The organism is Clostridium estertheticum, assembly GCF_018861295.1.
Taxonomy (GTDB): Bacteria; Bacillota; Clostridia; order Clostridiales; family Clostridiaceae; genus Clostridium_AD; species Clostridium_AD estertheticum_D.
The window spans coordinates 163,133-177,774 of sequence record NZ_JAHLDM010000003.1; the positions used below are offsets into that span (position 1 = coordinate 163,133).

Sequence of the window (14,642 nt, forward strand, 5' to 3'; positions counted from 1 at the left end):
CATGTCAGAAAAATCAAAAAATATTAAGCATTTAACATTGGTACCATTGGTATTAATGATTTTTACTTCGGTTTACGGATTTAATAACATTCCAAGATCATTTTATAAAATGGGTTATGCTGCTATTCCTTGGTACATCTTATCAGGAATAACATTTTTTATACCTTTTGCTTTCATGATGGCTGAGTTCGGTGCAGCTTTTAAGGATGAAAAGGGTGGAATTTATTCATGGATGGCAAAGTCCGTAGGAGCTAAATTTGCTTTTATGGGAACATTTATGTGGTATGCATCTTATGTAATCTGGATGGTTAATGTTGCGTCAACAGTTTGGGTTCCAATATCAAATGCTATATTTGGTACAGATACAACAAAAGCTTGGGGTTTATTTGGATTAACGGGCCCAAGATTTCTAGGAATACTCGGAATATGTTGGATAATATTTGTTACAATTATATCAACTAAGGGATTAGATAAAATAAAAAAAGTAACTTCACTTGGAGGTACTGCAGTAGCATTATTAAATATAGTTTTATTTATTGGAGCTATGCTAGTCCTTGTAGGAAATCATGGTCATTTAGCTCAGCCAATAACTGGAATTAGTTCATTCATAGATTCACCAAATCCTAAATTTGTTGGGAATATACTTCAATCATTTGCATTCGTAGTATTTGCTATATTTGCTTATGGTGGTATTGAAGTTGTTGGAGGACTAGTTGATGAAACAGAAAATGCTGAAAAAAACTTTCCTAAAGGTGTTGTTATTTCAGCAATTATTATCTCAATTGGCTACTCACTTGGAATATTCCTTGTTGGTATATTTACTAACTGGTCTACTGTTATGACTGGCGATAATGTTAACTTAGCTAATGCTGGTTATGTAGTAATGAACAACCTAGGATATTCTCTTGGTAATGCATACGGTGCAACCCAAGCTACTTCAATAGCAATTGGACATGGTGTAGCTAGATTCGTTGGACTTTCAATGTTCTTAGCTTTATCTGGTGCTTTCTTTACACTAATGTTCTCACCATTAAAACAATTAATTGAAGGTACGCCACCTAAATTATGGCCTGGTAAAATGGCAGAAATGAAAAACGGAATGCCTCAAAATGCAATGTGGATTCAAGCTATAATAGTTTGTGTTATGATTTTCCTTGTTTCTGTTGTTGGTGGAGATTCTATGAAAAAGTTCATTGAAATATTAGTTTCAATGACTAATGTAGCTATGACTCTTCCATACATGTTTATAGCGTTTTCTTTTGCACCCTTTAAGAAAAACAAGGCTATTGTTAAACCTTTTGAAATATTTAAAACTAATACAAGTGCTTTAATATGGACAATAGTAGTTATGTTCACTGTTGGATTTGCAAATTTCTTTTCAATAATACAACCAGCACTCGAAGGCGACTTACCAACAACCCTTTGGAGTGTGGGTGGCCCGATATTTTTTGCTGTAGTTGCATTTATAATATATTGGAACTATGAAAGAAAATATCTAAAAAACCTATAAAACACAAAAGATGGTTTCTACATTAATTAGAAACCATCTTTTTTTGTGTTTTTAGGTTTACTTTATTAAATCAGCAAATTCACCATCTACGATATCCTTTAATAAATTCGGATTTATCTCTATTTGAAATCCTATTTTCCCAGCACTTACAATTATCTTATCTATTTCAAGTGCTCCTTTGTCAATAAATGTTTTATACTTTTTTTTCATACCTATGGGAGAACACCCACCTCTAATATATCCTGTACACTTTTGTAGATCTCTAAGATCTAACATTTCTATGTTCTTTTCATTAGTTACTCTAGCTACTTTTTTAAAATCTATTTCTTGTCTAACAGGAATTACAATAACATAAATTTCTTTAGAATTTGCATGTGTAACTATGGTTTTATAGAGATATTTTTCATCTCTACCTATCTTCTTTGCCACAGATATCCCATCTACTTTATCATCCTTAACCTCATAGGTCATAACATTATATTCTATATTCATTTTATCTAAAATACGCATAACATTTGTTTTTATCATTGTTATCCCCTTTGTTTAAATTTATTTACACCAGAAATTATTTCGTGGTTCTCTTCATTATATCCTCTTTCTGTCCCTTCTGCACTAATACCATAAATATCATGCTTAATACTCCTAAGTATGTATACTTTACATAAAAAAACTGCCAACATACTTCAGCAGTTTTTTAGAATATAATAATAACTTAACTTGTAATACTTAATAAAATTTAATCCAACTTTTAATATCCGTAATTATAGCCTCTGCCTCCAAGTAAAGTTCCGATAATTAATATCCTAGCTATATCTTGAAGTCCAGCACCGCTGAAGCGACGTCTTCTCCTCATCATATCATCACCATCATCACCATCATCTCTGCAATCATCCTCATCATAATCATCCTTATGGTGTTCTTTGTACTTGTCAGCTATTTCTTTACAGACATGATCCATTTCCTCCTTGCTAGGACAATACATCTTTCCATGTCTTGCAACCATCATATCGCAATGATGCTTTACCATCGGATGCATCCTATGGTAAACCTTAGGGTACATGCTTTTTAACTCCTCATCATCTTCCTCACACATAGGCATATTCATCATGGGCATATTCATCATAGGCATATTCATCATAGGCATATTTCCCATAGGCATATTACCCATTGGCATATTTCCCATTGGCATATTCCCCATTGGCATATCCTCCATTGGCATATTCTCCATTGGCATATCACCCATAGGCATATTCATCATAGGCATATTCATCATGGGCATATTCATCATAGACATACACTGTCCAAGATTTTCACAATTTTTACAACGATAATCGTACATAAGTACCTCCAAAATAATATTTATACTTTATATTATTCTATTTTCATTGTTTTGTTACCGTGAGGAATACTTATTTGTTATAATATTACATTTGCCTTTTATCTAGTTTATAATCGACAATTCATTTTATTTCTGTACATAATAGTCTGTAAAATTATTTTTAGACTATTGACAATATTCAATAAAAGCTTTATCATGTCTTTAACAACTTAATACGGAAATACTTATCAAGAGAGGTAGAGGGACTGACCCAATGAAGCCTCGGCAGCGGGTTCTTTTAGAATACTGTGCCAATTTCAGCAAATTTATTCTTGAAAGATAAGATGGCTATATTTGAAATATAAATTAACCCTCTTCTTTCTATAGAAGAGGGTATTTTTTTATCAAAACATAGTTATGTTTTAATTTACTAAAATAATCATTGAGAGAAGGCAATAACTTGAGCGTTGAAAGTGTAAAAAAATTTTTCACTGAACATGGGCTTGTAGATCCAGTATTTAAACTTGAAGAATGCGGCGCTACAGTTGACCTTGCAGCTAAAACTTTAGGAATTGAACCAAAGTTTATTGCAAAAACATTATCCTTTCGTCTTAAGGACAGAGATATTTTAATTGTTACTAAAGGTGACGCACGAATAGATAATAGAAAATATAAAGATTTTTTCAAAACCAAGGCCAAAATGCTAGACCACGATGAAGTTGCACAAATAACAGGTCATCCTGTAGGTGGAGTTTGTCCATTCGGACTCGCAAGTCCTATAGGAGTATACATAGATGTATCACTAAAAGACTATGAGTATGTTTACCCAGCAGCTGGTTCATCATTTACAGCCCTTAAAATAAGACCGTCAGATATGCAAGATTTAACTCAAGCTGAATTTATTGATGTTTGCAAATAAAGTGCATCAATTGAAATTAAAATAAAAAAACGATTGACATTTACTTTTATGAATCATATACTAATCACTAACAACTTATCAAGAGAGGTAGAGGGACTGGCCCGATGATACCCGACAACCAGCATTTATAGCGAAATGCAATGGTGTCAATTCCATCAGATTGTAAAATCTGAAAGATAAGGAAGATAGCAAATTTTATTATACAATTTTATTGTTTATTAAAGTTAATCATGCTGCTTTCCTTATAGGAGAGTTGCTTTTTTTTTATAAACCTTTACGTATAAAAAACAAATATATATTTACAGTATAATTAAAAAATAATATTAAAGAGGAGAATTAATATGAGTGAGAGAAAATTAAGTTTCGAAACATTACAGGTACATGCAGGACAAGTTCCAGACCCTACTACTGGTTCAAGAGCAGTTCCAATTTATCAAACATCATCTTTTGTCTTTAAAAATGCAGATCATGCAGCAAATTTGTTTCAATTAAAAGAGCCAGGTAATGTATATGCAAGGATAATGAACCCCACTACTGATGTTTTTGAGAAGAGAGTGGCTGCTCTTGAAGGTGGTGTTGCTGGACTTGCTACCGCTTCTGGACTAGCTGCAATATTCTATGCAATACTTAATGTAGCTAGCTGTGGCGATGAAATCGTAACTGCAAGTACACTCTATGGTGGTACTTATGAATTATTTAATGTTACACTTAGGAAACTTGGAATTAACGTAATATTTGTTGACCCAGATGATCCTGAAAACTTTAGAAAAGCAATAACAAACAAGACAAAAGCACTTTACGGTGAAACAATAGGGAATCCAAAAATAAATATTTTAGATATAGAAGCAGTAGCAAAAATTGCACACGAAAATAAAATACCACTTATTATTGACAGTACATTTGCAACTCCTTTCCTATGCCGTCCAATTGAATTTGGTGCTGATGTAGTTATCCACTCCGCAACAAAGTTTATTGGTGGACATGGAACTACTATTGGTGGAATTATAGTTGATGGTGGTAAGTTTGATTGGAGGGCAAGCGGTAAGTTTCCTGATTTTACAACGCCTGATAAAAGCTACAATGGACTCGTATATGCAGACCTCGGTGCACCAGCATTTGCTTTAAAAGCTAGAGTTCAGCTTCTACGAAATACTGGAGCTACCCTTAGTCCTCAAAGTGCATTTTTATTTCTTCAGGGACTTGAATCATTGTCTTTAAGAGTTGAGAGGCACGTTTCAAACGCTAGGAAAGTAGTTGAATTCTTAAGTAAGCATCCAAGTGTTTCATGGATAAATTACCCAGAACTCGAAGAAAGTAAATACAGAGATTTATCTAAAAAATATCTACCAAAAGGCGCAGGTTCAATATTTACTTTTGGAATAAAAGGCGGACTTGAGGCAGGAAAGAAATTTATTAACAGTGTCCAGTTATTCTCACTACTTGCAAATGTTGCTGATGCAAAATCACTTGTAATTCATCCTTCAAGCACAACTCACGCAGAGCTCAATGAGGAAGAACAAAAGGCTGCTGGAGTTACTACAGATTTAATAAGACTTTCAATTGGTGTAGAAGGTATCGATGACATTATATACGATTTAAATCAAGCCCTAGAAAAAGCAGTTAAATAGTAACAAAAATAACTTATGTATCTGACATATTATAATACGCAAGATGCATTACCATAAGGAGGATTTAGATGCCAATAAAAATACCAGACAATCTTCCAGCATATAAGACTCTAAATAAAGAAAATATTTTTACTATTACAGAAGACTGCGCATTTCATCAGGATATTAGGCCATTAAAAATTATAATTTTAAACCTAATGCCTACAAAAATTGATACAGAAACGCAACTTCTAAGACTTCTTGGTAACTCACCACTTCAGATTGATATAGTACTTCTTCACCCAGAAAGTCATGACAGCAAAAATATATCACCTGAACATTTAATTAAATTTTACAATACTTTTGATGAAATAAAAGATTCTAAATTTGATGGAATGATAATAACAGGAGCACCTATTGAAAATGTTCCTTTTGAAGAAGTAGATTACTGGGATGAGCTAAAAAAAATCATGGACTGGAGTGTGCGCAATGTATTCTCCACCCTGCATATTTGTTGGGGTGCGCAAGCTGGGCTTTATTATCATTATGGAGTTCAAAAACATAAACTCGATAAAAAACTGTTTGGAGTATTTAAACATACGGCAACGCAGAAGAATGTCAGGCTTTTGACTGGATTTGACGATGAGTTTTATGTTCCACATTCAAGGCATTCTGAAATAAAGAAAGTTGATATTGATAAAGTAGATGCACTTAGAATTATATCAGAATCAGAAGAATCAGGAATTTACATTGTATCAGCGAAAAAAGGACGTCAGATTTTTATAACAGGACATTCAGAATATGATCCATTAACGCTCAAAACAGAATATGATAGAGATATCGCAAATGGTTTAAATATAGATGTACCAAAAAATTATTATCCACAAGATGATCCAACTAAAACACCTATTGTAAAATGGAGAGGTCATTCAAGTTTGCTCTTTTCAAATTGGTTAAATTATTATGTTTACCAAGAAACTCCATATAATCTGGTGTATTTAGAATAATAACAAAAGCGGCCCATAATTTATGGCGCCGCTTTTATTATTAAAATCTATTAAATTATAATTTAAAATATTTTAAACTTCTTTCACTATCTCATCGTACCCTCTTCTATATGCTCTTGGGTAAAGTGTATTACTCTCATCTAAGTGACCAAGTGAAATTAGCATAACAACAGTCTTATTCTCATCAAGTTCAAATTCTTTTCGTACACCTTCAAAATCCATTCCGCTCATTGCATGAGAATCAACTCCAAGACTCTTAGCTGCATACATTATAGACATTGCGAGTAATCCTGCGTTGCTTTCAGCAAACTTTAATTTATTTTCATTTGATGTACCATATAAACCAGCTGCCATTCCTTGTGTACCTGCTAATTTTTCTTTATCTCCACCCATTAACTTTAACATATCATTCCAAGTAGGGTTTGATGCTTCATATCCTGTTTTGTTACCTACTATAATTAAAGTAACTGGAGCTTCTAATATCTTAGGTTGAGCTGCAAATTTATGCAATCTTTCTTTACCCTCTTTAGATTTTACTGCTATAATTTCCCAAGGTTGAAGATTAAATGCTGATGGTGCGAGTACCGCAATGTTAATTATATCTTTAAGTAATTCAGCCTCCACACCTTTATTAGTATCAAAAAAATTAATAGCTCTTCTACCTTCATAAACTTCTTTTAAATTCATTTAAATTCCCCCGATTTCTTTTGCTGATTATATTATCTATTAGTAATAATTATTATATACTTTATATTATCATAGTATTACTATATCTTCAATATGTCAAGTAAATGATAAAATTACTTGATTATATGAAAAATGCAAAAGAGGTAGAGCAACTTCTGCTCTACCTCTTTTGTAATTTTAGAAACGAAAATCTCTTTTTCCATCTTTAAGTTCTTTCAAATACTCCGTTGCAATTTCTCGAACTTTTTCACTTTTTATATTTGGAATCTCATTTTGAATTAAGATCTCACCCTTTTTCTTAGTATCCTCGGATGCGTAATCCTCCAAATATTCTTTAAGTGTCATTAGTGCATTTGGCTGACAGCAGTTTCCAATCTGACCTGACTTTACAAGTTTCATAAATCTATCTCCTGTACGTCCCTCTCTATAACAGGCAGTACAAAAGCTTGGAATATAACCAAGTTCTAAAAGCCAATTTACTATTTCATCTAATTTTCTAGTGTCTGTTACTTCAAATTGCTTTGAATTATCATCTTCTGCTTCTGGCTGCGAATATCCCCCGACACTTGTACATGATCCTCCACTTACCTGAGATATACCAAGTTCTAGCACACGCTCACGAGTTGATTTTGATTCACGAGTTGAAACAATCATGCCTGTATATGGTACAGCAATACGAATAACAGCTACAATTTTTTCAAACATCTCATCTGATATTGAATTTGAAAATGCATTCGGATCAATATCATCAGCAGGACAAATTCTTGGAACACTTATAGTATGTGGGCCTACACCCTTAGCTGCTTCTAAATGCTCTGCATGCATAAGTAAACCTACAAAGTCATAACGATACATATTTAAACCAAACAATACACCAATTCCAACGTCATCAATACCGCCTTCCATTGCACGGTCCATTGCCTCAGTATGATATGCGTAGTTATGCTTTGGTCCCGTTGGGTGGAGCTCTTCATAACTTTTCTTATTATAGGTTTCCTGGAAAAGTATATAAGTGCCAATTCCAGCTTCTTTGAGCATCTTATATTCCTCTACAGTAGTAGCCGCAATATTAACATTTACACGTCTAATATCCCCATTTTTATGTTTAATACTATAGATTGTCTTGATACTCTCCAAAATATATTCAATTGGGTTATTAATAGGATCTTCTCCTGCTTCTAAAGCCAATCTCTTGTGTCCCATATCCTGAAGCGCAACAACCTCTTTAACTATTTCTTCTTGTGAAAGTTTTTTACGATGTATTGTTTTGTTTTTAGAATGATAAGGACAATACACACATCCATTTATGCAATGATTTGATAGATATAAAGGAGCAAATATAACAATACGATTACCATAAAGTTTTTGCTTAAGTTCCTTTGCAAGTTTGAACATTTTTTCTTCTTCATCTTTCAAATCACATTCAAGTAGAACAGCAGCTTCCCTATGTGTTAACCCCTTGCCTTCACTTGCACGTTTTATTAGACTATCAATTAATTCACGATTACTCTTGTTTTCCTTAGCATACGCAACGGTAGATAAAATTTCATCATCATCAATAAACTCTGTTGCATTTTTTGACATAGAATCATACATAATATAATCTCCTTTTTATATAAAATAATTTTTATTTACTCTGCTTACGGTGTAACCTTGGAATAAATTGTTTTAGTGTTTACACCGGGTATCATTCCTAGCTTACCTGATAGAGCACTGATAACATCATTTGGTGCGTCAATAACAACACTTATTACTGAGATATCACGTTTATGATATGGAACCCCCATTCTACCTACAATATACTCACCATATTCATGAAGTATAGAGTTAAGTTTTGGAGCTGAATCTGTATTTTCAACTATAATTCCAATTAATGCAATTCTTGTTTCCATTAATTAAATCATCTCCTTAATAAATTAAACTATCCCTATACCTCTAAAGGCATAGGGATAGTTTCTTATAATTAAAGACACACCATTAAAAGTATGTTCTTAACAATATTACAACTATTCTCTCGCCTTCTCATTCGGGACGAACCCTCATACCTTCAGAACGATATCTTTGTAATTATAATTCATTGTTTAATTTTTAACAAGACAAAACCTATCCTAATTTTAAAATTTACCTAGAACACCTATACAATAACACTCTGTGTTTTAAATTGCAAACTTACCTTTTGTTTACTTACATAGGCGGCCCTTATACTAAATACTTAAATTTACTTGTAAATTGTAATATACTGTTCTATAATTAAATAATAATAATATATGTGCTAGGGGTGCCTTATGGCTGAGATATGAATATTAATTCATTGACCCTTATACCTGATCTGGATAATACCAGCGGAGGAAAGCGGTAATGATGTATAAATACATTAACTATATTCCTTTTGTGAATATAGTTTTTTTGTTTTTACCATAATACTTCTGTAGCACAATACATGGAGGTTATATAAATGTCTTTAAATGAAAGAATCGCTGAAATTACCAAAAGCCCTACTGCTCTTTTTGCACTACTCGGAGTTTTAATATTAATTTATGTTGTTTTTAAAGTTAGAAAAATTAAATTTACTACGCAAATGATAACTTTAGTTGGTGTATCTATTGCATTAGCTACTTCATTACAATTTATTACTATTATGAAATTACCACAAGGTGGTAGCGTAACTGCTGGAAGTATGGTCCCAATAGTACTAATAGCATTATTTTATGGTCCTGAAGTTGGGTTTCTAACAGGATTTTTATTTGGAATAATAAATTTTATATTATCTCCTTTTGCAGTCCACCCAGTCCAAGTATTATTTGATTATCCTCTTCCTTTTATGGCCATTGGAATAGTAGGATACTTTAGATCCTTTAAAATTACAGGAATACTTATCGGAGTAATCTGTGCAATGCTAGCAAGATTTGCATGCCATTTTATATCCGGCGTAGTATTTTTCGCTACCTCTGCTCCAAAGGGAACTTCTGTTTATTTATACTCCCTTTTATATAACGGCTCATACATGGGTCTCGAAGCAATAATCACCTGTATAATTATTGCTATTTTACCTATAAAACGTTTATCAAAACTAGTTGTAAATAAACCTAGCTTAAGTTAATTTTCCATCTCAAACATTGGAGCAAAGTTCATAAAATGATCTTTGCTCTTTTTTTATTCTAACTTAAATTTATCATCTTAATATTTAGCCTTCCTAATTAAATTTATTTCCGCCTTAACTGGTGGTTTAGAATTACTATTTCCCCTTACCGTAACCTTATCCTCTGAAATATTAAGTTCTCTTGCTATTATCGCCTTAACTCTTCTTTTACAAAAATTACCTTGGCAAGTTCCCATTCCTGCTCTTGTACGTCTTTTTATAGCGTCTGTAGAACTAATTGGTATATTTCTGTGAATAGCATCAATAATTTCTGACTCTGTAACCTGCTCACATCTGCATATTATGTTCTTTTCTTTATTTTCATCATCAACTTTTCCATCAAAATTTTTATCCTTCTTTATTACTATTCCATTTCTATTTGGATTAAAACTATTTTTCAGTCTAAGATTTCCTTCTAAATTCTTAATTATATCTACAACCATCTTCGCAATTGCAGGTGATGATGTAAGCCCTGGTGAATCTATCCCAGCAACATTTATGAATCTTTTAACTCTACTTTCCTCAATGATAAAATCTCCTGTACTACTAGTAGCTCTTATACCTGAAAAAGTAGTTAATGCCTTTTGAATATTAAAATCAGGTATGGACATTCTAGCAGCAGTAATTACATCCTTTAAACTATTCTCATTAGTTGATACATCTTCTGTATTATCAACCTCTTCTGCATTAGGTCCAATCATAAAATTACCATGATATGTTGTAGTTACAAGTATTCCTTTCCCCTTATCTGTAGGCACTTGAAAAATAACAGTATTTACAAGATGACCTTGATCTTTTCCCATTAGAATATATTGACCTCGCTTTGGTACTATTTTAAAATCATCGATTCCTACCATATTAGATATTTTATCACTATGAAGTCCTGCAGCATTTATAATGTATCTTGATTCGATATCCTCCTTATTAGTATGAACCGTAAATTTTTCTTCCAATTTCTCTATACTCATTACTTCATTCTCTAGCTTAAGTTCTACACCATTAGTTATTGCATTTTCAACTAATGCAATTGTAAATTCATAAGGTGAGGTAACCCCTACACTTTTAGCATAAAGTGCTACCTTTACTTCACTATTTAAGTATGGCTCTATCTCTTTTAACTTCTCACCTTTTATAATCTCTAAATCATCGCATCCAAGTTTTAGACCGTTCTCATATAGCTCAATAATTCTTTTCTCATCACTCTCATTAAAACCAATTACCAAAGCTCCTGTTTTCCGATATCCAAAATTTAATTCTTTCTCAAGTGCTTTATACATTTTATTCCCTTTTCCACATAATTGTCCTTTTAATGTACCGTACTTTGCCGCATATCCCCCATGAACTATCCCACTATTTGCTTTTGACGCTTTGGTTGCAACATCATCTTCTTTTTCTAAAATACATATTTTTAAATCATACCTTGAAAGTTCCCTTGCAATAGCTGCTCCAACTACTCCCGCGCCTATAATAATTACATCATACATAAAAATCACCTCACAACATATTATTTTTATAGCCTTTAATACTTATTCTTTATTAATATCTATTATAGTATAAGTTTTTATATTATAATAGATATTTCACAAAAAAATCATTAAATATAAAGGTGATTATCTATGCCTTGTAGAAAGATTTATTATAACCATATATTATAATACTTAAAACTAAAGGAGGAGATATTTAGTTTGAAAAATAAATCTAAACTGCTACTATGTATACTTGTTTCAATGTTTTTTTTGTTCGAGGGGTGTGGCAAAAAAGTTGATACTACAATACCACTCAAACCAACCCCCACTGTAAAAACCTCTCAAAAATACATCTCACCCTATACTGGCGAAGATGTAACAAAGAATGTATTCTCTAATATTGCTGTACTTGCAATAGTCGAGAACTCTTTAGATGCAAGACCTCAATCCGGATTAAATGATGCGGATATAGTTTATGAAACCATGGCAGAGGGTGGAATTCCTAGATTTATTGCATTGTTTCAAAAGGAAAGTCCTAAAAAGATTGGACCAATTAGAAGCGCTCGGGCTTATTTTTTAGATATTTCAAAGGAATATAATTTGCCTTTTGCTCATTGTGGTGGAAGCGAAGAAGCTCTTCTTAAAATAAATGGAGAAAAATTAATGAGCATGAACGAAATGACAAATGCCTCTACATATTGGAGGGATTCGATAAGGAAAGCTCCTCATAACCTTTATACCTCTACAGATAAATTAAGAGAGCTTATCAAAAGTAAAAAATTTGTATACTCACCTAGTGTTACATTAAAATTTAATAAAAGCTATTGGGATAATACTAAACTAACTAAAGCATCCGATGTATTTTTAAATTTAAATAAATATTACAACACTAGATACACTTATAAAAATGGATTTTACCTAAAAAGCATGGATGGAAAATCTTCTACTGATAAAGAAAATAAACTTCCCTTAAGCGTTAAAAATGTAGTTGTCCAAATAACCTCAATTAAAACTCAATCAGATGGAAGTCATTTAGACATTAAACTTGTGGGCACAGGAAATGGTTATGTTATCAGCAATGGTAAATATGTTAAAATGTTTTGGACTAAAAAAACAACAACTTCAAAAACACTGCTAACAGATGAAAAAGGTAATATTTTGCCTTTAAATCCAGGAAAGACTTGGTGGAATATCGTAGATAAAAACGCAGTTATAGATATAAAGTAATTTATAATTTTCAAATTAACCATAAAAAAAAAGGTCTCGCCCTAGCTAATTGCTAAGACAAGACCTTCTTTATTTTTAGTCTATATTTTTTTGAGTTTCGTCCGATATTTCTTCGGGATTAGTTGTTTCTATATTTTCTACATTAGTAACATCTTGATCTGCTTGATCTTCACAATATTCATGAGTAACATCATCGCAAATCTCTTTTTTAGTTGAAACTGTTAAACATTTTGAAACTTTATCACTGATTTTACCCACTGCTACTAGAAGTAATGCAATTCCACCATACAAGGCAATCGGTTGGAATATTCCTGGTATCAATTGTGATGGCACATATGCCTTTCTTACAGTAGCAACTGCATAACCTTGAGCTACAGCTTGATTTACGCTAGTTTTATACAAGTAAATATTAACAACCAAGAGTACAACCCCTAAGATTGCTACAACTATAGCAGATATAAATAAAAAGATTGAAAAAGCAGATTTTTTTGATGCATTTTTTACATTATGTTCCATAATAATTTATCTCCATTCCGCCCTTAAAGGCTATATAATTAATTGCATTTAATACTCACCTGATATTATTAATCTTTAGTGGTATTTTTATATGTTATTTTGAGGATTCATTATGTAGTTCCTCTGTATCTATTAACAATAGTAACAAATAATTATTGCATTTAAGTGTCAATATTATGAACAATCTATGACTGGTTTTCAGGAACGCTTTGAAAATAGGTGTTTAGGCTAAAAATATGTTCTTATAAAGTTTTATTCTATTTCTTTGAGAATAGATTAGTTAACCACGTAATACACAAATCCATCCAAGTAGCAACATTCGGATAAACCCCTTTTCCCTCTTCCCGAGTTTCTTCATTAGCAAGCGATAACCCATGTGGTCCCTCTGGATATATGTGTAATTCAAAAGGTATTTTTTTGTTTCTTAACGCCTTAGCAAATAACAATGTATTTTCAACCGGTACTGAGTTATCTTCAAATGTATGCCATAAAAATGTAGGTGGTGTTTTCTCAGAGACATTATGTTCTAATGACATTTTCTCCTTTAATGACTCGCTGGCATTATCTCCTATCAAATTGCAAAGTGAGTTTTCATGAGTAAATACTCCTGATGTTATGACAGGATAACATAAAATTTGAGCATTTGGATTATTTTTACCTACCTCAATTCCAGGTACCCCTTTTAAATAAAGCTCATCCCAATAAACTCCAAGACTTGCAGCTACATGCCCACCTGCCGAGAAGCCACACACCGCAATTTTATTAACATCAATTTTCCACTCTTTAGAATTTTCACGAAGTATACACATTGCCCTTGATAAATCTAGCAATGCCTGTGGATACTTGTTTGGAGCAACGCTATAATATAAGACAAATGCATGAAAGCCAGCAGCATTAAATTTAATAGCTATTGGTTCAGCTTCTCTTAATGAAGTATAAGCATATGCCCCTCCTGGGCATATTAAAACAGCTCCCCTTAATTTATCTCCTTTAAGTAAATATGTATCTAAACTTGGTCTAAAATCATCATTTCCTTTATTTTCATATGGAAACTTACCCCACAAATCAATAGTCTTATTTATCATATTCATATCCCCTTTAATCATAAATTTAAGCTAAAAAACTACCGATACTTTTTTACAAATTAAGTCTATTATAATAAAAATATACCAAATTGTCTATATTCTTATAATGTTCTCTTTATATTATTAGTATATTAATAATTTTTGCTACTATTTTACTTCTT

The 14,642-nt window shown here is 32.2% G+C and carries 14 protein-coding genes and 3 riboswitches; of the genes, 6 read left to right on the forward strand and 8 right to left on the reverse strand.

The annotated features are described in order from the left end of the window. Window position 1 precedes the first annotated feature (1 nt). Entirely contained in the window at window positions 2–1,510 is a 1,509-nt protein-coding gene (gene yjeM / locus KPL54_RS04850; protein ID WP_216105307.1) for a glutamate/gamma-aminobutyrate family transporter YjeM, read from the forward strand. A gap of 57 nt (window positions 1,511–1,567) precedes the next feature. Here yjeM and ybaK read toward each other — a convergent pair whose 3' ends face one another. Together ybaK and KPL54_RS04860 are read right to left on the reverse strand one after the other, a co-directional pair. Continuing rightward, the gene (gene ybaK, locus KPL54_RS04855; protein WP_216105309.1) at window positions 1,568–2,038 is read right to left on the reverse strand and encodes a Cys-tRNA(Pro) deacylase; all 471 of its coding nucleotides are present in this window, start codon (window positions 2,036–2,038) and stop codon (window positions 1,568–1,570) included. Between the two features lie 220 nt (window positions 2,039–2,258). Then, the gene (locus KPL54_RS04860) at window positions 2,259–2,849 is read right to left on the reverse strand and encodes a hypothetical protein (RefSeq protein WP_216105312.1); all 591 of its coding nucleotides are present in this window, start codon (window positions 2,847–2,849) and stop codon (window positions 2,259–2,261) included. Between the two features lie 221 nt (window positions 2,850–3,070). Beyond that, window positions 3,071–3,174, forward strand: a riboswitch (SAM riboswitch). Between the two features lie 114 nt (window positions 3,175–3,288). Between KPL54_RS04860 and KPL54_RS04865 the strand changes: the two genes are divergently transcribed. The 3 genes from KPL54_RS04865 to metA all read left to right on the forward strand — a co-directional run bounded on the left by KPL54_RS04865 (window position 3,289) and on the right by metA (window position 6,361). Continuing rightward, complete coding sequence (locus KPL54_RS04865) at window positions 3,289–3,747, forward strand: YbaK/EbsC family protein (RefSeq protein WP_216105314.1); 459 nt, start codon at window positions 3,289–3,291, stop codon at window positions 3,745–3,747. Window positions 3,748–3,819: 72 nt separating this feature from the next. After that, window positions 3,820–3,930, forward strand: a riboswitch (SAM riboswitch). Window positions 3,931–4,088: 158 nt separating this feature from the next. Continuing rightward, complete coding sequence (locus KPL54_RS04870; protein WP_216105316.1) at window positions 4,089–5,375, forward strand: O-acetylhomoserine aminocarboxypropyltransferase/cysteine synthase family protein; 1,287 nt, start codon at window positions 4,089–4,091, stop codon at window positions 5,373–5,375. A 68-nt stretch (window positions 5,376–5,443) separates the two neighbouring features. After that, complete coding sequence (metA, locus tag KPL54_RS04875; protein WP_216105318.1) at window positions 5,444–6,361, forward strand: homoserine O-acetyltransferase MetA; 918 nt, start codon at window positions 5,444–5,446, stop codon at window positions 6,359–6,361. A 72-nt stretch (window positions 6,362–6,433) separates the two neighbouring features. Here metA and KPL54_RS04880 read toward each other — a convergent pair whose 3' ends face one another. The 3 genes from KPL54_RS04880 to KPL54_RS04890 form a co-directional block, all read right to left on the reverse strand. Beyond that, complete coding sequence (locus tag KPL54_RS04880) at window positions 6,434–7,048, reverse strand: nitroreductase family protein (protein WP_216105320.1); 615 nt, start codon at window positions 7,046–7,048, stop codon at window positions 6,434–6,436. Between the two features lie 177 nt (window positions 7,049–7,225). Then, window positions 7,226–8,644 (reverse strand): [FeFe] hydrogenase H-cluster radical SAM maturase HydG, encoded by a 1,419-nt coding sequence (hydG, locus tag KPL54_RS04885; RefSeq protein ID WP_216105321.1) that lies wholly within the window; start codon window positions 8,642–8,644, stop codon window positions 7,226–7,228. Window positions 8,645–8,688: 44 nt separating this feature from the next. Next, window positions 8,689–8,940 (reverse strand): TM1266 family iron-only hydrogenase system putative regulator, encoded by a 252-nt coding sequence (locus KPL54_RS04890; RefSeq protein WP_216105323.1) that lies wholly within the window; start codon window positions 8,938–8,940, stop codon window positions 8,689–8,691. Between the two features lie 372 nt (window positions 8,941–9,312). Next, window positions 9,313–9,416: riboswitch (TPP riboswitch) on the forward strand. A gap of 87 nt (window positions 9,417–9,503) precedes the next feature. On the opposite strand from KPL54_RS04890, the gene thiT reads away from it, so the two are divergent. After that, a complete protein-coding gene (thiT, locus tag KPL54_RS04895; protein WP_216105333.1) occupies window positions 9,504–10,148 on the forward strand; it encodes an energy-coupled thiamine transporter ThiT in 645 nt (214 codons plus the stop codon). A gap of 77 nt (window positions 10,149–10,225) precedes the next feature. On the opposite strand, the gene KPL54_RS04900 is transcribed toward thiT, so the two are convergent. Then, window positions 10,226–11,671 carry an NAD(P)/FAD-dependent oxidoreductase gene (locus KPL54_RS04900; protein WP_216105335.1) on the reverse strand — a complete coding sequence of 482 codons (1,446 nt, stop codon included), beginning with the start codon at window positions 11,669–11,671 and terminating at the stop codon, window positions 10,226–10,228. 201 nt (window positions 11,672–11,872) lie between these two features. On the opposite strand from KPL54_RS04900, the gene KPL54_RS04905 reads away from it, so the two are divergent. Then, window positions 11,873–12,880 carry a DUF3048 domain-containing protein gene (locus tag KPL54_RS04905; protein WP_216105337.1) on the forward strand — a complete coding sequence of 336 codons (1,008 nt, stop codon included), beginning with the start codon at window positions 11,873–11,875 and terminating at the stop codon, window positions 12,878–12,880. A gap of 75 nt (window positions 12,881–12,955) precedes the next feature. On the opposite strand, the gene KPL54_RS04910 is transcribed toward KPL54_RS04905, so the two are convergent. Then, on the reverse strand, window positions 12,956–13,396 hold the full coding sequence (locus tag KPL54_RS04910; protein ID WP_216105340.1) for a hypothetical protein: 441 nt from the start codon (window positions 13,394–13,396) through the stop codon (window positions 12,956–12,958). 257 nt (window positions 13,397–13,653) lie between these two features. Then, complete coding sequence (locus KPL54_RS04915) at window positions 13,654–14,481, reverse strand: alpha/beta hydrolase (RefSeq protein ID WP_216105342.1); 828 nt, start codon at window positions 14,479–14,481, stop codon at window positions 13,654–13,656. Between the last annotated feature and the right edge of the window lie 161 nt (window positions 14,482–14,642).